Below are 20585 nucleotides of genomic sequence, written 5' to 3'. Positions count from 1 at the left end.
TTTCCCCTCCCCCCCCCCCCCCCCCCCCCCCCCTCCCCCCCTCCCTCCCCCCCCCCCCCCCCCCCCCCCCCCCCCCCCGCCGGGCGGGCGCGGGGTCAGGGCGCCCAGGGTGCTTCCACGGCCCACGTCGTGTCCTCGACGAACAGGCTCGGGTTGTCCGCGGCGCGCGATCCGCCGGGGACGGCGAGGTACACCTCGGAGTTGTAGTGGCGCAGGTACTGGCCCGGGAAGTTCTGGGCCGTCAGCCGCACGCCGCCCTGCCCGGGCACCGCGCAGAACGTGGCGTCCGCACGGAACAGCGCCGAGCCGTCACCGGCCTCCCGGTGCACCCGGAAATCGCGGTGACGCAGGTACTCGCCGGGGTAGTTGCGGGACTCGAAGGAGTAGCACGCGCTGTCGGCGAGGCCGGGCACGACGCGCCAGGTCGCATCGCTCTTGAGCAGGGCGCCGCTCCCGCTGTTCACGACCTCCGTGTACGCGAGGGCGTCCCGGTGCCGCAGGTAGCGGTCGGTGTAGCCGGGGGTGGTGACCCGCAGCGACCTGGGGCCGGTGGGCAGGGTCACGGGCGCCGCCGGACTCCTGGAGGCGTTGATCAGGGCCTGGTTCGCCGCCTTGACCCGCGCCTGGTCGACCTTGGTGACCTGACGGTCGTACGTCAGCAGGCCGTTGACCTCGTTCTCGACGTCGGTGATCTCGGTGTAGACCGACGCGGAGAGACCGGCCGGCATCTGCTGGAGGCGCAGCGCGTCGATCAGGCCGACGAACCGGTTGTCCAGGTGTGCGGCGTCCGCCTGGTCCTCGTAGGAGAAGCCGTTGCCCGGCGACCACTCGTGCCCCGCCACGCGAAGCCCGAGTCCGCCGAACTCCCCGAGGACGGCGGCCCGCGTCGACGAAGGACTCGTCACCCCCGGGCCCACGTAGTTGTGGTGGTCGAGCACGTCGCCGTTGCCGCCGTCGACCGCGCCGCAGCAGTTGATGCCGCTCATGTTGTCGACGAGGCGCGAGGGGTCGGCCGCCTTCACCTTGTCGGCGATGCGGGCCTGGTCGTACTGGCCCCACCCCTCGTTCTGGTCGACCCACATGACGAGCGACGGCGAGCTGCGGTGCTCGTCGATGATCTGGTCGTACTCGGCCTCCCACTGGGTGCGGGCGGCGGCGTCCGGCGTGCGGGTGTCCATCGCGGGCATGTCCTGCCAGACGAGGAGCCCGAGCCGGTCGGCCCAGTAGAACCAGCGCTGCGGTTCGACCTTGATGTGTTTGCGGACCATGTTGAAGCCGAGGTCCTTGTGTTTCTGCAGGTCGTACTTGAGGGCGTCGTCGGTGGGCGCGGTGTAGATGCCGTCGGGCCAGTACCCCTGGTCGAGGGTGCCGGTCTGGAACACGAACTGGCCGTTGAGCAGCAGCCGTTGCTTGCCGCCGACCGTGCCGCGCGAGATGGACCGCATGCCCGCGTAACTGCCGACGGAGTCGGCGACTGTGGACCCCGACACGAGTTCGGCCTTCACGTCGTACAGGAACGGGTCGTCCGGCGACCACAGGTGCGGGTTCGTGATGCGGACCGTCAGCGGCGAGCCGACCGCGCCCGTCGCCGAGCCCACGGCGGCGCCGCCCGAGCTGACGGTGACGCGCGCGCTCTGCCCGGCGATCCCGGTGCCCTGGACGGTCGCCCTCAGCGTGGAGTCGGAGAGGTTCGGCACCAGGTCGAGGCGGGTGATGTGGGCCGGGGCCGTCGGTTCCAGCCACACGGTCTGCCAGATGCCGGAGGCGGCGGTGTAGAAGATGCCGCCGCCGGGGTGCGGCGTCACCTCGCTGATGCGCTGCTTGCCCACGGCCTGGCCACCGGTCTGGGTCGGGTCGAACACCGAGACGACGACGGTGTTGGTGCCGCCGTTGAGCAGGGGAGTGATGTCGTACCCGAAGGCGTCGTAGCCGCCGCTGTGGACGGCGCCCGCCTGCTGCCCGTTCACCCACACCGTCGTACGCCAGTCACTGGCACCGAAGTTGAGCTGGACCCTGCGGCCGTTCCAGCCGGCCGGCACGGTGAACGTGCGCTTGTACCAGAGCTTGTCGTTCTGGGTGATCTTGCGCTGGATGCCGGAGAGCGCGGACTCGGCGACGAACGGGACCCGGATCTGCTCGGTGAAGGCGGCCGGCTGCCCGGCGCCGGCCGAGGTGACGGCGAAGTCCCAGATGCCGTTGAGATTGGCCCAGTCGGGCCGGGTCAGCTGCGGCCGCGGGTACTCGGGCAGTGGGTTGTCGCGGGAGACCTGGCCGGTCCACGGCGTCGTCATCGGCGCCGGCTTGGGGGCCCAGGCGGTGGGCGCCGCCTGGGCGGCGGGGGCCAGGGCGGTGGCGCCGCCCAGGAGCAGCGCGAGGGCGCTCAGCAGGATGCCGAGCGCGTGGCGCGTCGATCTGAGGCGGGTCGGGGCGGGCTGATGACGCATCGGAGCTCCTCGTGTCGCGGGGCGCGGCCGGGTGGATCCGTGTTGGTGTGCCAGGGGTCTTGCGACGTCTTCTTACATCGTTGTAAGGGCAGTTTCTACGCACTCGGCAGGAACACGTCAACGCTTCGGACGCGCCAATCCATGGACAGGGGCAGCGCGGCCGGAATTCGCCTACGCCGACGGGGCTCCGGAACTCCGGTGCGGGCCCAACGCGCCCAGCACATCGCCGAGTTGGGCGGAGGTGAGGGCGGGCGCGGGGAGGGGAGGCGAGGCGGGCGCGGCGCGCAGGCTGTCGAGGAGCAACGCGAGCGGGCGGCGCCAGGCGTCGGCGGCCGTCGCGCTCGTCAGGGCCGGGACCGCGCGGCCGAGCGCGGCCAGGGCGAAGAGGACGTCCTCGGGGGTGACGTCGGGGCGCACGGTGCCCTGCGTCCGGCCGCGCTCCAGGAGGAGTTCCAGGGTGCGGCGATTGTGCGCGTGCACGGCTTCCAGTGCGTCGATACCTCGTAGCGGGGTGGTCATCAGGTCGTTGGTGCCGCGGTCGGAGGCGAGCACGGTGAAGACGGCGTCGAGGTAGGCGGTCAGCCCCGCCCAGGCGTCGGTGGCCTGCCGGGCCTCCTCGCCGGCGGCCATCGTGCCGGAGAGGGGCTCGCGGAAGACGGCGTCGACGAGCGCGACGCGGGTCGGGAAGTGGCGGTAGAGCGTGGCGTTGCCCACCCCCGCCCGGCGGGCGATGACGTCGAGCGGCGCTTCGAGCCCCTGCTCGCCGAAGACCTCGCGGGCCGCCTCGGTCAGCAGCTCCCGGTTGCGGCGCGCGTCGCGCCGACGCGGGGCCGCCCTGCGGGCTGCGTCGTCGCTCATCGTCGTCCTTCGTCAGGGGGCCGTGGCGGAAACCGGGGAGCACTCCCCGGCAGGGATGCTATCGTCTCTGCAAGAAACGGGGAGTGTTCCCCACTTACCCCTCGAAGGGATCTGGCGCCACCGCGGGGCGAATGCGGCCCGAGTGGGCCACGCCCGGGGGACAGCGCCGGCCGAGTCGGTAGCGGATCTGGCGCACTGAGCGGGCTCGGCCGAGTACGACGCGAGGACGTGCCGTACTCGAACGGAACACGCCCCGAATCGGCGAAGGCGGCCCTGCGACGGGGAGGGCCGCCTTCGCTTATGTCACAACAGGCTCTCAGTCCTTGGTCATGGCGGGCGGCGCCGTGCCGACCCCCCAGTTCGTCGGCTTGTCCGAGAGCTTGATCTTGATGGTGCCGGAGCGGAGCAGGTCCTTGTGGGAGAGCCAGCTCTGGTGCAGCGTGCCCTTGCCGGTCCGCACCGAGGACACGTACTGCGCCTTCGACGCGTCCGCGCCCGGCGCCTCGATGGTGATCCTGCGCCCGTGCGCCGGCCGGATCTCGACCTTCTCGAACATGGGCGCGGAGACGATGTAATCGGCCGAACCGGGCTGGGCCTCGAAGACGCCGGCCATGGCGAAGACGAGTAGCGACGAGGTGGCGCCGAGGTCGTCATTGCCGGGCATGCCGTACGCGTCGTCGGTGAAGAGCGTCCGCATCGCGCGCAGCACGGCCGAGGTCTTCCACGGCGCACCGGTCCACGCGTACATCCACGGGGTGTGGAAGTCGGGCTCGTTGTTCGGGTTGAAGGCGAAGTTGTTGTGGTAGTCGTACGCGCCCGTCACCCAGGACTCGGAGGCGGCCTTCGCCGGGTCGGTGAGGACGGTAGGCATGTCGAAGAACGTGTCGAGGCGCTGCTCGGCCGCGCCCTCGCCGCCCATGAGGCCGAAGAGGGTCTTCGGGTCCTGCTGGGCGAGCCACTGGTACTGCCACGCGGTGCCCTCGTGGAAGGCGCCGGACTGGGTGGGATCGGGGTCGCCCGCGACGCTGCCGTCGGCGTTCTTCGTGACCGGGAACCCGGTGAAGCCCCGCGAGGTGACGCCGGTGTCCCAGAGCTTGGTGAAGTTGTCGCAGCGCGACGCGAGCGTGGCGGCCTTGTCCTGGTGGCCGAGACCGTCGGCCATCGTGGAGAGCGCGCAGTCCGCCAGCGCGTATTCGAGCGTCGCCGAGCCTGCTTGCCGGCTGTCGCCGTACTTGTAGCCGGGCAGGTTCTGGTACCCGACGAATCCGTTCTTGACGTATGTCGGGTTGCCGTCGCGGCCGCGGAAGAGCGACTGGTCCGCGGGAACCTCGTTGGCGTTCTTCCACAGGGCGTCGAAGAGCTGCCGCGCGGTGCGGTTGTCGAGCAGACCGCGCTTGTATATGTCGACGACCCACGGGGTGACGGGGTCGCCGCTCATCACGTTCGTCTCGCCGCCGCCGAGCCCCCAGCGCGGCAGCCAGCCGCCGTCCTGGTAGATGCGCAGCACGGACTTGGCCATGTCCGTGGCCTTGTCCGGGTCGAGCAGGGCCACCAGCTGGTTCTGCGAGCGGTAGGTGTCCCAGAGCGAGAACATCTGGTAGTACGGCGCGCCCGAACGGTGCACCTTGTCGTCGAAGCCGCGGTAGCGGTTGTCGACGTCGGACCCCACCGACGGGTGCAGCAGCGAGTGGTAGAGCGCGCTGTAGTACGTCCGCTGGTCGGCGGTGCTGCCCCCGGCCACCCGCATCCGGTCCAGCTGGTCCCGCCATGTGTCGTGCGCGCCCGCCCGGGCCTTCTCGAACGACCTGGGCTGCTCGGCCTTGCGGTTGAGGCGCGCCCCGTCGACCGAGGTGTAGGAGAGCCCCACCGAGGAACCGACCTGGTCGCCCCCGGCCGGGTCGAACGACAGCCAGGCCCCCGCGCGCTTGCTGCCGCGCGACGCCTCGCGCCGGTCCGGGGTGAGGGTGCCGTCGGTCCAGGTGCCGAACTTCGAGAACGACCGGTCGAACTTGGCGCTGAAGTAGACCCGGTAGCGCTCCTTGCCGGTCTCCCCGCAGAAGTTGCCGCCCTGCACCCAGCCTTCGACGGTGTCGTCGCCGACCACCTTGATGTCACCGGCGTACGTGCTGCCGTTGCTCTCACCGGCCTCGATGAGCACGTTCTCCGCGCCCGAGCGGCCGGGGTAGGTGTAGCGGTGCTGGCCGGTCCGCTGCGTCGCGCTCAGCTCGGCCCGGATGCCGTTGTCGAACTGCACGCCGTAATAGCCGGGCGCCCGGGTCTCGTTCTCATGGCTGAACTTGGCGGCGTACCGCGCCGGGTCGGACGACGTGACCGCGCCCGTGGTCGGCATGAACCGGATGTTGCCCATCGTCTGGCAGCCGACACCCGAGAGGTGCGTGTGGCTGAAGCCGAGGATGGTGTCCTGCGCGTAGTCATAGGAGGCGTACTTGTTCAGCTGGGTGTCGGGGCTCAACTGCACCATGCCGAACGGGGTGGCGGCACCCGGGAAGGTCGTGCCGTCGCCGTTGTTGCCGATCGACGTGTCGACCAGCGTGGTGGGGTCGGCGGCGAACTGTGGCCCCCGCGCCTTGGCGTTCGCGACGCCGCTGGTGACGGAAGCACTGGCCACAGTGGCAATGATCAAGAAGGCGGTGGACAGGCGTCTCAACGCTCTCATCGCGGTCCTCTCGTACGACAACGTTGTCATATCGTGCCTGTCGATCTTTGTTCCTCCGGTGCCCTTCCGTCAATGCACCGTTGCAAACGCGTATGCGGCACCCCACCGGGGTGCCGCATACGCGTACTTCGCCGGTATTGCCTAGCCGCGTGGCTCGCCGTCGGCGTCCTCCGGCGGGCAGGACAGGACGACGAGACTCCGTTCCTGGACGAGCAGCGACGTCTCCGCCTTGTACTCCGTCTCGTCGGACGTGCCGTTCGGCTCCGCCGTGTCGATCAGCTTGGTCCAGCGGGAGCCGTAGGCGGCGTCCGGCAGCACGAACTCCGTGGGCTCCCAGTAGCAGTTGAACAGCACCAGGAAGGAGTCGTCCACGACCGTTCGGCCCTGGAAGGCCGGCGCCGCGAGCTCGTCGCCGTTGAGGAACACCCCGATCGCGTGGGCGTCGGGCCTGCGCCAGTCCTTGGCGGTCATCTCCTTGGCGTCCGGTCGCAGCCAGAGCAGATCCGGCAACTGCCGTCCCTCCCGCGTGGCGTCGCCCTCGAAGAAGTGGCGTCGGCGCAGCACCGGGTGGGCCATGCGCAGGGCGATGAGCTCGCGGGTGAACCGGAGCAGGTCACGCTGTTCCTCGTCCAGCTCCCAGTCGATCCAGCTCAACTCGTTGTCCTGGCAGTACGCGTTGTTGTTGCCCTGCTGGGTGCGGCCGAGTTCGTCGCCGTGGCTCAGCATCGGGATGCCTTGCGACAGCATCAGCGTCGTCAGGAGGTTGCGCTGCTGCCTGGCGCGCAGTTCGAGCACGGCCGGGTCGTCGGTGGGGCCCTCGGCGCCGCAGTTCCAGGAGCGGTTGTGCGACTCGCCGTCGTTGTTGTCCTCGCCGTTGGCCTCGTTGTGCTTGTCGTTGTACGAGACCAGGTCGCGCAGGGTGAAACCGTCGTGGGCGGTGACGAAGTTGACGCTGGCGCGCGGGCGCCGCCGTTCGTGTTCGTAGAGGTCGGCGGAGCCCGTCAGCCGGGACGCGAACTCCGGCAGCGACCGGTCGTCGGCGCGCCAGAAGTCCCGGACGCTGTCGCGGTACTTGCCGTTCCACTCGGACCACAGCGGGGGGAAGTTGCCGATCTGGTACCCGCCGTCCCCGAGGTCCCACGGCTCGGCGATCAGCTTCACGCGGCTGATCACCGGGTCCTGCTGGATGATGTCGAAGAAGGCGGAGAGCCGGTCCACCTCGTGGAACTGGCGGGCCAGCGTGGCGGCGAGGTCGAACCGGAAGCCGTCGACATGGCACTCGGTCACCCAGTACCGCAGCGAGTCCATGATCAGTTGCAGCACGTTGGGGTGGCGCATCAGCAGGCTGTTGCCGGTCCCCGTGGTGTCGTAGTAGCGGCTGAAGTCCTCGTCGGACAACCGGTAGTACGAGGCGTTGTCGATGCCCCTGAAGGAGATCGTCGGCCCCTTCTCGTTGCCCTCGGCCGTGTGGTTGTAGACGACGTCGAGGATCACTTCGAGGCCCGCCGCGTGCAGGTCCTTGACCATGCTCTTGAACTCGGTGACCTGTTCGCCGAGCGTGCCGTGCGCGGCGTAGGCGTGATGGGGCGCGAAGAAGCCGATCGTGTTGTAGCCCCAGTAGTTGGACAGCCCCTGGTCGAGGAGGAACCCGTCCTGGATGAACTGGTGGACGGGCATGAGCTCGACCGCCGTCACGTTCAGGGAGGTGAGGTGTTCGATGACGGGCGGGCTCGCCAGACCCGCGTAGGTGCCGCGCAGCTCCTGGGGCACGTCCGGGTGTGTGCGTGACAGCCCCCGCACATGTGCCTCGTAGATGACCGAGTCGGTGTACGAGTACGACGGCGGCGCGTCGTCGCCCCAGTCGAATGCCGGGTCGACGACGACCCCGCACAGTCCGTGCCCCGCACCGCCGCCGGGCGGATGCTGCTCGTGGACCGCGCGGGCGTAGGGGTCCAGGAGGAACGCGGAGGCGTCGCAGCGGTGCCCGGACGACGGCTCCCAGGGGCCGTGCACGCGGTAGCCGTACCGCTGGCGCGGGCCGACGCCCGGGAGGTAGCCGTGCCACACGAAGCCGTCGACCTCGGGGAGTGTCACGATCCGCTCGGCCCCGTCGGCTTCGAGCAGGACCAGGTCGACCTGTTCGGCCACGGCGCTGAACAGCGCGAAGTTCGTACCGTGGCCGTCGTAGGAGGCGCCGAGGGGGTAGGGGCGTCCGGCCCGGACACCCTCGTCGCCCCGGCCCGTCGGGCGAGCCGTCACGAGGTGGTTCCGGCCGTCTGGGGCTCGCGGGCGGCGCTCCCGTGCGCGACCGGCGTCTGCGGCACGCTGAGCGACTCGCTGGACCACGGCTCCGGCTGCTTCGTGGCGAGCGGCTCGCGGTCGTGGTCGGACTTGCGCAGGGAGAACCAGATGATGTGCTGGTTGTTGGTGGTGCACCTGCCCCAGCCGTCGCTCAGCGTGGCCAGGAGATGCAGGTGGGGGTGGGTCTCCTTGGGGCGGCCCGCCTCGGAGGGGTCGTGGTGCGACACCGCGGTGATCAGGTGCTGACCGGTCCACCAGGTCTCGATCTCCACCCGCTCCGCCGGGCCGGCCGCGGCCGCTTCGAGCAGCAGTCCGACACCTTGGGCCGCTGACATCACCAGTTTCTGCAGCCCCCAGTACCGAAGGTGGGCGGCGACGATGCGCTGCATCTGCCCTACGCGCTCGGGCGAGGACTCCACCTCGACGTGGTAGTAGCGGGGCTCTGTCCGGGTCATGTTTCTTGCTCCTCACCGCGTGACCCGCGCCGCTGTCGCGACGGCAGGGTCGTACGTACGGAACGTGTGAGCAGGGGGCGCTCTGACGTCATGACCAGCCTCGGCTCCGTACTCCGTTCGTGCAACACGAGAGTGATCGGGTGGTGACTCTCGGCTCAACAGGACGGATCGCGAAACACACCGCACCATGGTGGAAGCGGCCGAGCGTGACGGTCCGCTCGCACTCCGTGCATGGTCGGTGAGGCGCGGACCCATGAGGTCGCGGATTCCAGGAGGTCGACGGATGCCATGGACGCATCACAGGTCGGCGAGGAGATCGAGGCGAAGCTGAAGCACTACCGGTGGTGGCAGAGGCGATTCCTCGCCTCTCCCACGGACGCGCGGGTCCGCGCGAGGTTCGAGCGGACCGTCGAGGCGCTGTGCGCCGCGACAGGCGAACGATGCGGCCGTGAGGCGGCGTCCGCGGCCGAGCGCCGCCTGCGTGCCGACCGTCCCCCGCGAGGGGACGGCCGGCCGTCCCCTCGCGGGGGACGGACCGCGTGACCGCACGACCGACTGCCGCGCAGAGCACTGGAGGTGAGAGCGATGACAGCTAGGCCGCAACTTGTCCCGGTCCAGATCGAGGACGTGCGCCCCCGTGTCCACGGTGGTCCCGGCATGGCTAAAGCCGTCGCCGGCGAGGCGTTCCCCGTCACGGCCCTGGTGTTCGTCGAGGGCTCCGGCATCGTGCGGCCGCACGCCGTGCTCCGCGATCCCGACGGCCGCACGGTCCAGTGCGTCGCCATGAGCGAACTGGCCCCCGGGGAGGACCGGTGGAGCGCCACCGTCACCCCCGCGTCGCCCGGCCGCTGGAGCTACTGCGTGCAGGCGTGGTGCGATGTCGTGGCCGCCTGGCAGCGCGACGCCGCCATCAAGGTGCCGGCAGGTGTGGACAGCGACATCACCCTCGAAGAAGGTGCCGTGCACCTGGAACGCGCCCTGGGACGGGTCACCGACGAGGCGGCCAGGCGCACCCTGTTCGACGCCATCCGGGTCCTCGGCGACGGTACGCGTGACGACATGGACCGGCTGGCCGCGGCGCTGGCACCGGAGGTCCGCGAGGTGCTCGGCGCCCACCCGCTGCTCGACCGGCTGACCGAGAGCGCCCCGCTGCCCTTGCTGGTGGAGCGGGAGCGGGCGCTGTACGGGGCGTGGTACGAGTTCTTCCCGCGCTCGGAGGGCGCGGTGGTGGAGGCGGGTGCCCCACCGGTGAGCGGCACGTTCGCCACCGCGGCGCGGCGTCTTCCGGCGATCGCCGCGATGGGCTTCGACGTCGTCTACCTGCCCCCGGTCCACCCGATCGGCACGACCTTCCGCAAGGGCCCGGACAACAGCCTCTCGCCCGGCCCGCACGATGTCGGGGTGCCCTGGGCGATCGGCTCCCCGGAGGGCGGCCACGACGCGATCCACCCCGACCTCGGCACCCTCGACGACTTCGACGCGTTCGTGGCCCGGGCGCGGTCGGTGGGCCTGGAAGTGGCGCTCGACTTCGCGTTGCAGTGTTCACCCGACCACCCGTGGGTGGAGAAGCACCCCGAGTGGTTCCACCACCGTCCGGACGGCACGATCGCGTACGCGGAGAACCCGCCGAAGAAGTACCAGGACATCTACCCGATCGCCTTCGACCAGGATCTGCCGGGTCTCGTCGCGGAGACGACCCGGGTGCTGCGCCACTGGATGGCGCACGGGGTGCGTATCTTCCGCGTGGACAACCCGCACACGAAACCGGTCGTGTTCTGGGAGCGGGTGATCGGGGAGATCGGCCGCACCGACCCCGATGTCATCTTCCTGGCCGAGGCGTTCACCCGTCCCGCGATGATGCGGACGCTGGCCGAGGTCGGTTTCCAGCAGTCGTACACATACTTCACCTGGCGCAACACGAAGGCCGAACTCACCGAATATGTACAGGAGTTGGCGGGCGAGTCGGCGGCGGTCATGCGCCCCAACTTCTTCGTCAACACCCCTGACATCCTCCATGAGTTCCTCCAGCACGGCGGCCGGCCCGCGTTCGAACTGCGTGCGGTCCTCGCCGCGACCCTCTCGCCGTCCTGGGGCCTCTACAGCGGATACGAACTCTGCGAGAACACCCCGCTGAGGCCGGGCAGTGAGGAGTACCTGCATTCGGAGAAGTACGAACTGCGGCCGCGGGACTGGGAGTCGGCCCAGCGTGAGGGGCGCACGATCGCCCCGCTGATCACCGCGCTGAACGACATCCGGCGCCGCAGTCCGGCCCTGCGCTCACTGCGCAACGTGCACTTCCACCATGCCGACAACGACGCCGTGATCGTGTACTCGAAACAGACCGGCTCGAACACGGTCCTGGTGGTCGTGAACCTCGACCCCCATCACGCCCAGGAGGCGACGGTCCACCTCGACTGCGCGCGGCTGAACGTCAGCCCCGACTCCTCGTTCCCGGTGCGCGACGAACTCACCGGGGCCACCTACATATGGGGAGCCACCAATTACGTGCGCTTGATCCCGGGGGAGTCACCGGCCCACGTCCTCACCGTCGGCTGAACCACCTAATCGTTCTTTCAGCGCGTCCACGGAGGCCGAACCGTATGTCCACGGACGAAATGGCGCAGTTGCCGTACATGCCCGCCAAGACACCCGACCCCGACTGGTTCAAGCGTGCCGTCTTCTACGAGGTGCTCGTCCGCTCGTTCTACGACAGCAACGGCGACGGTGTCGGTGACCTCAAGGGCATCACGGCGAAGCTCGACTACCTGCAATGGCTGGGTGTCGACTGCCTCTGGCTGCCCCCGTTCTACACGTCACCGTTGCAGGACGGCGGCTATGACGTGTCGAACTACATCGTCACCCTGCCCGAGTTCGGTGACCTCGCCGACTTCGTGGAGTTCGTGGACGCGGCGCACCAGCGGGGCATGCGCGTCATCATCGACTTCGTCATGAACCACACCAGTGACCAGCACGAGTGGTTCCAGCAGTCGCGCAGCGACCCGGAAGGACCCTACGGCGACTACTACGTCTGGTCCGACGACGACACCAGATACGCGGACGCCCGGATCATCTTCGTCGACACCGAAGTGTCCAACTGGACCTTCGACCCGGTACGCAAGCAGTACTACTGGCACCGCTTCTTCTCGCACCAGCCGGACCTCAACTACGAGAACCCGGCCGTCCAGGAGGAGATACTCGCGGCCCTGCGGTTCTGGCTCGATCTCGGCATCGACGGTTTCCGCCTCGACGCCGTGCCCTATCTGTATGCCGAGGAGGGCACGAACTGCGAGAACCTGCCCGCCTCCCACCAGTTCCTCAAGCGGGTCCGCAAGGAGATCGACGCCAACTATCCCGACGTGGTGATCCTCGCCGAGGCCAACCAGTGGCCGGAGGACGTCGTCGACTACTTCGGGGACTTTCCCTCGGGCGGCGACGAGTGCCACATGGCGTTCCACTTCCCGGTGATGCCGCGCATCTTCATGGCGGTACGCCGCGAATCGCGGTACCCGGTCTCGGAGATCCTGGCCAAGACCCCGGCGATCCCCTCCGGCTGCCAGTGGGGCATCTTCCTGCGCAACCACGACGAGCTGACCCTGGAGATGGTCACCGACGAAGAGCGCGACTACATGTACGCGGAGTACGCCAAGGAGCCGCGGATGCGGGCCAATGTCGGCATCCGCCGGCGTCTGGCGCCGCTCCTGGACAACGACCGCAACCAGATCGAACTCTTCACCGCCCTGCTGCTCTCCCTGCCCGGCTCGCCGATCCTCTACTACGGCGACGAGATCGGCATGGGCGACAACATCTGGCTGGGCGACCGGGACGCGGTGCGCACCCCGATGCAGTGGACCCCGGACCGCAACGCCGGCTTCTCCTCCTGCGATCCGGGCCGCCTCTCCCTGCCCACGATCATGGACCCGGTCTACGGCTACCAGGTCACCAACGTCGAGGCGTCCATGTCCTCGCCGTCCTCGCTGCTGCACTGGACGCGCCGGATGATCGAGATCCGCAAGCAGAACCCGGCGTTCGGCCTCGGCTCCTACACCGAACTGCCCTCGTCCAACCCGGCCGTGCTGGCCTACCTGCGCGAGTACAAGGACGACATCGTGCTGTGCGTCCACAACTTCTCCCGCTTCGCCCAGCCCACCGAGCTGGACCTCCAGGCCTTCGACGGCCGGCACCCGGTGGAGCTGATCGGCAACGTCCGGTTCCCGGCCATCGGTGAACTGCCCTACCTCCTCACCCTCGCGGGCCACGGCTTCTACTGGTTCCGGCTGCGTGGCACGAGCCTGACGCCACGCATGGCACACCACGATTGGACCTGATCCATGACATCGCCTCTGCTGTCCGACACAGGCGTGGGTCCCTCGCAGGTCCCCGCCTCCTCCCTCGCGGCGCTCCTGGCGCGCTGGCTTCCCCGCCAGCGGTGGTTCACCGGACAAGGCCGCGACCTCACCGGCGTCTCCGTCGTCGCGGCGACGGCACTGACAGCCGACTGCTACCACCTGCTCGTCCGCGTCGACCAGCGCGGCTCGTCGGGCGGCGACCACTACCAGGTGCTGATCGGCATCGCCGCCCAGGTACCGCCGCGCATGTCACCCAGCCTCATCGGCGAGGTGGAGCCGCGGCCCGGCGAGCGGCTCATGATCTACGACGCCGTCCACGACCACCGTGCCGCGATCGTGCTCCTCGAACGGCTCCGCAGAGGCGGCTCCGCGGGGCACCTCCGCTTCGAGTCGCTGCCGCGCACCTCGGTCCCCTGCGGCCTGACACCACGCGTCCTCGACGTCGAACAGTCGAACACCTCGATCGTCTACGGCGAGGAGCTCATCCTCAAGCTCTTCCGGCACATCCAGCCCGGCATCAACCCCGACCTGGAGGTCACGGGGGCGCTGGCACGGCACGGATTCACCCAGGTCCCCGCGCCCATCGGATGGTTCCAGACGGAGGCACCGTTCTGGAGCACCCTCGGCATGGTGCAGCCGTTCCTCACGGACTCCACGGACGGCTGGACACTGGCCCTGGAATCGAGCCGCCACCGCCAGGGCTTCACCGACGAGGCGCGCGAACTGGGGCGTACCACCGGCGAATTGCACGTGGCCCTGGCCAAGGCGTTCCCCACCGACATCGGGCCGGTGGACCAGCCCGCCCGGATGGCCGACGCGATGAACCACCGGCTCCTGCGGGCAGCCGCGCGCGTACCGGCGCTGCGCCCGTACGTACCGGACCTCCAGGAGATCTACGCGGCCGTCGTCACGGCGGGTGGCGAACGACCGCTGCAACGGACCCACGGCGACCTGCACCTGGGACAGGTGCTGCACGCGCACAAACGCTGGCACATCGTCGACTTCGAGGGCGAGCCGGCGAAGCCGGTGCCGGAGCGGCGCTCCCTGCGGTCCCCGATCGCCGACGTCGCCGGCATGCTCCGGTCCTTCGACTACGCCTCCCAGTCCGGTACGGAGTTCCACCCGCAGTGGGCCGAGGGCTGCCGCGACGCCTTCTGCGCGGGCTACGGCGAGTCGGGCGGCTTCGACCCGCGCGCCGTCCCCGCCGCCCTGCGCGCCCACGAAGCCGACCGCGCGGTCTACGAGGTGGTCTACGAGTCGGTGTACCGGCCCGACCTGGTGACAGTGCCGATGAACGCGCTGCTACGGCTGTGCGCCGAGCGCGACCCCCAGCAGCCCGCCCGGCCGGCGCCGGCCGCCTCGCCCGTCCTTTCCGCCCCCCAGGCCCCCTCCGCTTCCTCCGCCCTGTCCGCCGCTTCCGGCTCGCCCGACCGCCCCGTCCAGGAGACCTGACATGTCCGTCGCCGACCCCGTCCTGTCCGTGGACCGCGCACCTCGCGTGGCGCCCCTCCCGGCGCTCGACCGCGAGGTGCGCCACCGGCTGCTGGGCGGCGCCCACCACGACCCCCACTCCGTCCTCGGCGCCCACGGCGTGCGCGACGGGCTCGCGGTGCGCTGCCTGCGCCCGCACGCGCTGGCGGTGACCGTCATCATCGGCGCCTGCGAGTGGGAGCTCCACGACGAGGGCCAGGGCCTGTTCGGAGGCCGCATCCCGGGCCAGGGCTTCGCGCCCTACCGGCTGCGGGTGACCTACCCCGAGGCCGTCACCGAGGCGGAGGACCCCTACAGGTTCCCGCCGACCCTGGGCGAGCTCGACCTGCACCTCATCTCGGAGGGACGCCACGAGGAACTGTGGACGGCCCTCGGCTCCCGGGTGCTGACCTGCCGCGGGGTCCAGGGCAGCCGCTTCACCGTGTGGGCGCCGAACGCGCGGGGCGTTCGGGTCCGCGGTGACTTCAACCACTGGGACGGCACGTCGCTGCCGATGCGCTCCCTGGGCTCCTCCGGGGTGTGGGAGCTGTTCGTCCCCGGTGTCGGCGCCGGAGCGCAGTACAAGTACGAGCTGACGAGCCCCGACGGCGCGCGGCTCGAACGGGCCGACCCGATGGCCCGCCGGACGGAGACCCCGCCCGCGACGGCGTCGGTCGTGGACGAGAGCCGGTACACCTGGGAGGACGAGGAGTGGCTGCGGCAGCGCGCCGAGCGCCCGCTCCACACCGCCCCCATGTCCGTCTACGAAGTGCACCTCGGGTCCTGGAAGCCGGGGGCGTCCTATCGTCAGTTGGCACGTGAACTGACGGCCTACGTGACCGGCCTGGGTTTCACGCACGTGGAGCTCATGCCCGTCGCCGAGCACCCCTTCGGCGGCTCCTGGGGCTATCAGGTCACCGGTTTCTACGCGCCCACCGCCCGCCTGGGCACCCCCGACGACTTCAAGTACCTCGTCGACACCCTGCACCAGGCAGGCATCGGGGTCATCCTCGACTGGGTCCCGGCCCACTTCCCGCGCGACGAATGGGCGCTGGCGCAGTTCGACGGGCGCCCGCTCTACGAGCCGCAGGACCCGCAGCGCGCGGCGCACCCCGACTGGGGCACCCTCGTCTTCGACTACGGGCGCAAGGAGGTCCGCAACTTCCTGGTGGCGAACGCCCTTTACTGGTGCGAGGAGTTCCACGTCGACGGCCTGCGCGTCGACGCCGTCGCCTCCATGCTCTACCTCGACTACTCGCGCGAGGACGGCCAGTGGTCCCCGAACCAGTTCGGCGGCCGCGAGAACCTCGACGCGGTCGACTTCCTCCAGGAGATGAACGCCACGCTGTACCGGCGCGTCCCGGGCGTCGTCACCATCGCCGAGGAGTCCACCGCCTGGAACGGCGTGACCCGGGCGACCCATGACATCGGGCCCGACGGGTTCGGCGGGCTCGGGTTCGGCCTGAAGTGGAACATGGGCTGGATGCACGACTCGCTCGACTACGTCGCGCACGAGCCGGTCCACCGCAAGTACCACCACCACGAGATGACCTTCTCGATGGTGTACGCGTACAGCGAGAACTACGTCCTGCCGATCTCCCACGACGAGGTCGTGCACGGCAAGCAGGCCCTGGTGTCGAAGATGCCGGGCGACTGGTGGCAGCAGCGTGCGAACGAGCGGGCCTACCTGGGCTACATGTGGGCCCACCCCGGCAAGAAACTCCTGTTCATGGGGCAGGAGTTCGCCCAGGGCGCCGAGTGGGTGGAGGAAGAGGGGCCGCAATGGTGGGTGCTGGACGAGAGCCACGCGGCCCACGAGGACCACCGTGGTGTGCAGCGTCTGGTGGGCGACCTCAACGACCTGTACGCACGCCGTCCCGCGCTGTGGGAACAGGACACGAGCCCCGACGGTTTCGCGTGGAGCACGGCCGACGCCGCCGAGGACAACGTCTTCGCCTTCGTCCGCCGGGCCGCCGACGGCAGCCCCCTGCTCGCCGTGGTGAACTTCTCCCCGGTGGTGCGCGACGACTACCGGCTCGGCGTCCCGCGCACCGCGTCGGGGCAGTGGCAGGAGATCCTCAACACCGACGCGACGCGCTACGGCGGCAGCGATGTCCGCAACCCGGGCCCGGTGCCGCAGGAGTCCGAACCCCGCAACGGTTTCCCGGCCTCGCTCACGCTGCGCCTGCCGCCCCTCGCGGCACTCTGGCTGGCCCCGGTGGACGCGGCTGACGCGGGCTGATCCGGGGGGCCCGGAGTGCTCGCGGGCCGCGCCTCACTCGGTGTCCGCCGTCGTGGTGCGTCGCCGGGCGGGGGGACCCACCCATCAGCCGCGTCGACAACCCTGCGGGTCACTTCACCTACGTCGGGTCATGCCGCAGCTCCCGCTCGATGATGGCGTGGGCGGTGTCCGACAGGGACTCGCCCGAGGCGTAGGCCTGGGCGCGCAGTCGGTCGAGGGCCTCGGCCAGCGAGATGCCGGACCTCTCGCTCAGGACCCCGGTCGCCTGGTGGACCTCGGCCCGGTGCAGACCCACCGTCCCCGCGATGCCACGGCCGTTGCCGGTGGCGCCGGGGGCGTCGCTCCCGGCCGGCCAGCGGGTCAGCACCTGCTGCGCCAGCGCGTCGGCGAGCAGCCGGCCCTGCGCCGACTGCTGCGCCGAGAGCGCGCCCGGGGTCCGCCGGTAGCCGGTCATGGTGCCTACCTGGACGGCGCCGATGTGCACCGGCCAGACGAAGAGCGCCGCGATCCCCAGCTCCTGCGCCTCGGCGGCGAGCTGGGGCCACTGCTGGGCCGGCAGACGACTGGTGTCGGGCACTTCCCGGGTCCCTGTCTCACCGCGGAAGAGCTGGTTGGGGCCCTGCCCCAGAACGAACTGGAGGTCTTCCAGGCGTGCACTGATGTCATCGCTGTACCAGACAAGTTCCTGGCACATGGAGATGGCGACGCCGCCCAGGCCCAGGGCCTGGGCGGAGGCGGTGGCCCATGATCGCCGCCCCTTCTCGTCCACCACCGTATGCAGTTTGTCCAGCAGTTCCTGGACTGTGGAACGCATATCCACACACGCTTTCGTCAAGGCATCCCGCAGCGGCGTGACGACCGCCGCCCCGCACTTTTTCAGCCTAGCGAGGACGGCTGCGTCCGACAGCCAATAGTCGATAAAGCCCTGTGTCGCGTGCTGCCTACGAGACTTCTACTCGGACGCGGGTTCCGGGGACTGCGCTTGTTCGGGGGCGCTGTAGAAGACCGATGAACCCTGCTTGCTGCGCTGCGCGAGCCCCTTGGCCACCTGGCCCTCGACGGTGGTGCGCACGACGGGCTTCTTGAAGCTCCGTCCGGGGTGCGCCGCGCCGAGCGCCTCGGTCAGCTCGGCCGCCGAGCGCGGTTCCGTCTGCTCCTTGAGCAGTCCCTGTACGAGGGTGACCAGCGTCGGCCGCGCGTCGGCGGGGGCCGTCTCCGGCTTCGCCGGCTTCTCCGGCTCGGGGGCCGCGGCCGCAGGTGTGGCCTTGCCGGTACGCGTGGTCCTGCGCTTCGGTGTGCTGTTCTTCGCGCCCGCCCTCGGCGCGGACTTGCGCCGCGGCTTCACCGGCGTGCTCGCGCTCTGCTTCGCGCCGAGGGCCTGCTGCATGTCGGCCAGGATCGCCCGGTCCTCCTGCAACGACTTCAACTGTGCTTGGAGGGCCTCCAGCTCGGCGCTGACCCGCTCCTGTTCCTTCGCGTTGCGTTCGAGGTCGGCCGAGACCTGCGTCGCGTACTGCTCTTTGACACCCGGGAAGCCGGGTTGAGGGTCTGTCACGAGAAGCTCCTGTGTGCACTGGACTGGTGGCGAGCGGAATCCGCTGGGGCGCCGATGACTGCTGGAGTCTATGGGCGCGCCTACTTGACTGATCTCTCCAGTGCACAACAAGTGAACCCTCCCAGTGCCCGCGTGTCGGAGGCGCTCGTGCCAAGGGAGCGCCCGCGGGTGTCGAAGAGCTCGGGGGAGTAGGCGTACGCAAGGGCGGTGCAGCCGCGCTCGAAGAAGCCACAGGTCGATGAGTTTCGGCGCGGGGGTGGCGAAGCTGTTGATGTCCGCCCCGGCGTCCTTGCCGCCTTCCGGCCCCTGCGCGGTTAATCTTGGTGGCGGTGCAGCGCGGTGTCACTGAGCGTGCGTGGCCAGTAATGCTCTGGCCCTGGCTTCACGGGTAGCGCTACGGTTCTTCATATGTCCGCTACATATGCGCACGGCAGGGCGAGGACAGCTCACGAGCTCAACGAGCGGATCCGCAGCCTGATGCTCTGCTCCGGTGGACGGCTGACGGCTGATCAGCGGCGCGAATACCAAGCGCTGGTCGCCGCCTGGGCGATCGCCATGCGCGCGGACCCCGCGGGTGTCTGCTCCCCCTGCCGTCCCGTGACGTAGAAACGCCGTACATCACGCCACCGGGCATGTGCGCCCGCATGCGGTGGGAACGCGGGGTGCTTCGCGAGACGGGCCGCGTGGCTCGTCCTCCATCCTGCCGCTCGGGGCGGCGTTCCTCAGGGAGTGGGCCATGCCGCAGCCGACCGCGTTCCACGATTTCGGCGCCGTGCGTTTCGGCAGCAGGGCGCAGTTCGAACGCGCCGACCTCCAGAGTGTGTGCGAGGCCGTGCGGGACAGCGGAGTGCGCGACCTCTACGTGGTCGTCCACGGGGCCCACAACGACGCGGCGGCCGGCCGTGCCGTCGACGACGCGTTCCGGCGCATGCTCGCCGAGGCGTGGGGCGACACCGCTCACGACCTGGGGTTCCTCGGCGTGCACTGGCCCTCGATGTGCTTCAGGGACGAGGGGGCCCCTGGCGTCACGGAACCGGCGGAGACCGCTCACGACCGGGACGGCCGCCCCGGCATCAGCCAGGCGACTGTCGACGACCTGAACCGTCAACTGCCGGACAGCGCCAAAGCGTTGACCGAGATCGCCGAGCTGCTGAACGAGCGGCCGGAGCGCGGGACCGCGTTCGACGACTTCGGCTCCGCCCTGCGCAGCCTGGCGGAAGTCCCCTTGCAGGACCCTGCCGCGGGGTTCGCCGCCGACACCGAGGGTGAGGTGCTGCCGCAGGCCGACCCCCTCATGCTGTTCGAGGACACGAGGACGATGTGCTCCGAATTCGCCAGCGCGCTACGGGACTTGAGGCGCTCGCTGGCGGCCGAGGGTGGCGAGCCCGCGCGCCACGAGAAGTCCGTCGACGAAGCCTCCGTCTCCGACGAGGGCACCTTGTTGGAGAACCAGGTGGCCGGACCGCGCCCCGCGCGGTCGCTCAGCGACAGCGTGAGTCGCACCGGCACGGTCGCCGCGGGCGGCCCACTGGGAGAGGCCGCACGCGAGACGGACTTCGCCGACCTGTGGGCGGGGGCCCATGAACTCTTCCGGCAGGTCGTGCGCCACGTCCTGCGCCGCAGGGCCGGACTGATAGGTCAGGCGGGCCTCGGTCCCTGCCTGCCGATGCTGGCGGAGGGCTCCGAGGTACGCCTGCACCTCGTCGGGCACGGGCTCGGCGGCCGGCTGGCCGGCTTCGCGCTGCGGGGGCTGGAGGCGAGCGGGACGGACCCCGTCCTGCTCGCCTCCCTCACCCTCCTGCAAGGGGAGTTGTCCCACTTCGCCTTCGCCGACAGCTTGCCGCAACAGGTCTCCGGGCACGGAGCGCTCTGGAACCGGCAGCGACTCGTCCAGGGGCCCTTGCTCTGCACGTTCTCCCATCTCGACTCCCACCTGGGCGTGTTGTATCCGCTGTCGGCCCAGATGATCGGAGACTCCGCCGAGTTGGCCACGACCGCCCGCAAATGGGGCGCGATCGGCTTCGACGGCATCCAGGGCGTCGACGGGCCCTCGCCGGTCAGTCTGGAGGACATGGCGGAGCAGGGTGCGGGGAAGGCGGCGTACGTCAACGTGGACGTCTCCGAGGTGGTCCGCTCCGACGAGGTGCCCATGGGCGGCCACCACCACGTCTTCCATCCGCGGATCGGCCGGCTGCTGCGCCGCGCGGCGGAGCGCTGACAGACCCGCTGCCGCCCAC

General features: G+C 70.1%; 14 protein-coding genes. 7 read left to right on the top strand and 7 right to left on the bottom strand.

The annotated features are described in order from the left end of the window. Positions 1 to 95 precede the first annotated feature (95 nt). The 5 genes from ACZ45E_RS00540 to ACZ45E_RS00520 form a co-directional block, all read right to left on the bottom strand. Entirely contained in the window at positions 96 to 2444 is a 2349-nt protein-coding gene (locus tag ACZ45E_RS00540; RefSeq protein WP_468214738.1) for an AbfB domain-containing protein, read from the bottom strand. 171 nt (positions 2445 to 2615) lie between these two features. After that, the gene (locus tag ACZ45E_RS00535) at positions 2616 to 3302 is read right to left on the bottom strand and encodes a TetR/AcrR family transcriptional regulator (protein ID WP_468214736.1); all 687 of its coding nucleotides are present in this window, start codon (positions 3300 to 3302) and stop codon (positions 2616 to 2618) included. 316 nt (positions 3303 to 3618) lie between these two features. Beyond that, positions 3619 to 5931: a GH92 family glycosyl hydrolase gene (locus ACZ45E_RS00530; RefSeq protein ID WP_468214733.1), complete on the bottom strand. Its 2313-nt coding sequence runs from the start codon at positions 5929 to 5931 to the stop codon at positions 3619 to 3621. 189 nt (positions 5932 to 6120) lie between these two features. Further along, positions 6121 to 8238: a glycogen debranching protein GlgX gene (glgX, locus tag ACZ45E_RS00525; RefSeq protein WP_468214730.1), complete on the bottom strand. Its 2118-nt coding sequence runs from the start codon at positions 8236 to 8238 to the stop codon at positions 6121 to 6123. Beyond that, positions 8235 to 8735, bottom strand: coding sequence for a pep a2 (locus tag ACZ45E_RS00520; protein WP_468214728.1), 501 nt, complete (start codon positions 8733 to 8735; stop codon positions 8235 to 8237). Before ACZ45E_RS00520 ends, glgX begins: the two co-directional genes overlap by 4 nt. Before the next feature lie 288 nt (positions 8736 to 9023). Here ACZ45E_RS00520 and ACZ45E_RS00515 point away from each other — a divergent pair, with 288 nt between their 5' ends. From ACZ45E_RS00515 to glgB, 5 genes are read left to right on the top strand one after another with little or no spacing between them, the layout of a single operon-like run. Then, complete coding sequence (locus ACZ45E_RS00515; protein ID WP_468214726.1) at positions 9024 to 9278, top strand: DUF5133 domain-containing protein; 255 nt, start codon at positions 9024 to 9026, stop codon at positions 9276 to 9278. Between the two features lie 42 nt (positions 9279 to 9320). Beyond that, positions 9321 to 11291, top strand: a complete 1971-nt coding sequence (locus ACZ45E_RS00510; protein WP_468214723.1) for an alpha-1,4-glucan--maltose-1-phosphate maltosyltransferase — start codon at positions 9321 to 9323, stop codon at positions 11289 to 11291. A 44-nt stretch (positions 11292 to 11335) separates the two neighbouring features. Beyond that, complete coding sequence (gene treS / locus ACZ45E_RS00505) at positions 11336 to 13060, top strand: maltose alpha-D-glucosyltransferase (protein ID WP_468214722.1); 1725 nt, start codon at positions 11336 to 11338, stop codon at positions 13058 to 13060. 3 nt (positions 13061 to 13063) lie between these two features. Next, positions 13064 to 14533 (top strand): maltokinase N-terminal cap-like domain-containing protein, encoded by a 1470-nt coding sequence (locus tag ACZ45E_RS00500; protein WP_468214719.1) that lies wholly within the window; start codon positions 13064 to 13066, stop codon positions 14531 to 14533. Between the two features lies 1 nt (position 14534). Then, a complete protein-coding gene (gene glgB, locus ACZ45E_RS00495) occupies positions 14535 to 16793 on the top strand; it encodes a 1,4-alpha-glucan branching protein GlgB (RefSeq protein WP_468214716.1) in 2259 nt (752 codons plus the stop codon). Positions 16794 to 16911: 118 nt separating this feature from the next. Here glgB and ACZ45E_RS00490 read toward each other — a convergent pair whose 3' ends face one another. After that, complete coding sequence (locus ACZ45E_RS00490) at positions 16912 to 17607, bottom strand: ANTAR domain-containing protein (protein WP_468214713.1); 696 nt, start codon at positions 17605 to 17607, stop codon at positions 16912 to 16914. A gap of 138 nt (positions 17608 to 17745) precedes the next feature. Continuing rightward, positions 17746 to 18348 carry a hypothetical protein gene (locus ACZ45E_RS00485; RefSeq protein WP_468214712.1) on the bottom strand — a complete coding sequence of 201 codons (603 nt, stop codon included), beginning with the start codon at positions 18346 to 18348 and terminating at the stop codon, positions 17746 to 17748. Between the two features lie 408 nt (positions 18349 to 18756). Here ACZ45E_RS00485 and ACZ45E_RS00480 point away from each other — a divergent pair, with 408 nt between their 5' ends. Next, complete coding sequence (locus tag ACZ45E_RS00480) at positions 18757 to 18954, top strand: hypothetical protein (RefSeq protein WP_468214709.1); 198 nt, start codon at positions 18757 to 18759, stop codon at positions 18952 to 18954. A 130-nt stretch (positions 18955 to 19084) separates the two neighbouring features. Beyond that, positions 19085 to 20566, top strand: a complete 1482-nt coding sequence (locus tag ACZ45E_RS00475) for a hypothetical protein (protein ID WP_468214708.1) — start codon at positions 19085 to 19087, stop codon at positions 20564 to 20566. The last annotated feature ends 19 nt before the right edge of the window (positions 20567 to 20585 follow it).

Source organism: Streptomyces sp. NPDC030991 (genome assembly GCF_055571235.1).
This window is presented reverse-complemented; position numbering and strand designations above follow the sequence as displayed.

What these genes read in the sequence shown, in the direction of transcription:
- ACZ45E_RS00540 (WP_468214738.1), bottom strand. Translation starts at nt 2,444, where the DNA reads ATGCGTCATCAGCCCGCCCCGACCCGCCTCAGATCGACGCGCCACGCG.
- ACZ45E_RS00535 (WP_468214736.1), bottom strand. Translation starts at nt 3,302, where the DNA reads ATGAGCGACGACGCAGCCCGCAGGGCGGCCCCGCGTCGGCGCGACGCG.
- ACZ45E_RS00520 (WP_468214728.1), bottom strand. Translation starts at nt 8,735, where the DNA reads ATGACCCGGACAGAGCCCCGCTACTACCACGTCGAGGTGGAGTCCTCG.
- ACZ45E_RS00515 (WP_468214726.1), top strand. Translation starts at nt 9,024, where the DNA reads ATGGACGCATCACAGGTCGGCGAGGAGATCGAGGCGAAGCTGAAGCAC.
- ACZ45E_RS00510 (WP_468214723.1), top strand. Translation starts at nt 9,321, where the DNA reads ATGACAGCTAGGCCGCAACTTGTCCCGGTCCAGATCGAGGACGTGCGC.
- treS (WP_468214722.1), top strand. Translation starts at nt 11,336, where the DNA reads ATGTCCACGGACGAAATGGCGCAGTTGCCGTACATGCCCGCCAAGACA.
- ACZ45E_RS00500 (WP_468214719.1), top strand. Translation starts at nt 13,064, where the DNA reads ATGACATCGCCTCTGCTGTCCGACACAGGCGTGGGTCCCTCGCAGGTC.
- glgB (WP_468214716.1), top strand. Translation starts at nt 14,535, where the DNA reads ATGTCCGTCGCCGACCCCGTCCTGTCCGTGGACCGCGCACCTCGCGTG.
- ACZ45E_RS00490 (WP_468214713.1), bottom strand. Translation starts at nt 17,607, where the DNA reads ATGCGTTCCACAGTCCAGGAACTGCTGGACAAACTGCATACGGTGGTG.
- ACZ45E_RS00480 (WP_468214709.1), top strand. Translation starts at nt 18,757, where the DNA reads ATGTCCGCTACATATGCGCACGGCAGGGCGAGGACAGCTCACGAGCTC.
- ACZ45E_RS00475 (WP_468214708.1), top strand. Translation starts at nt 19,085, where the DNA reads ATGCCGCAGCCGACCGCGTTCCACGATTTCGGCGCCGTGCGTTTCGGC.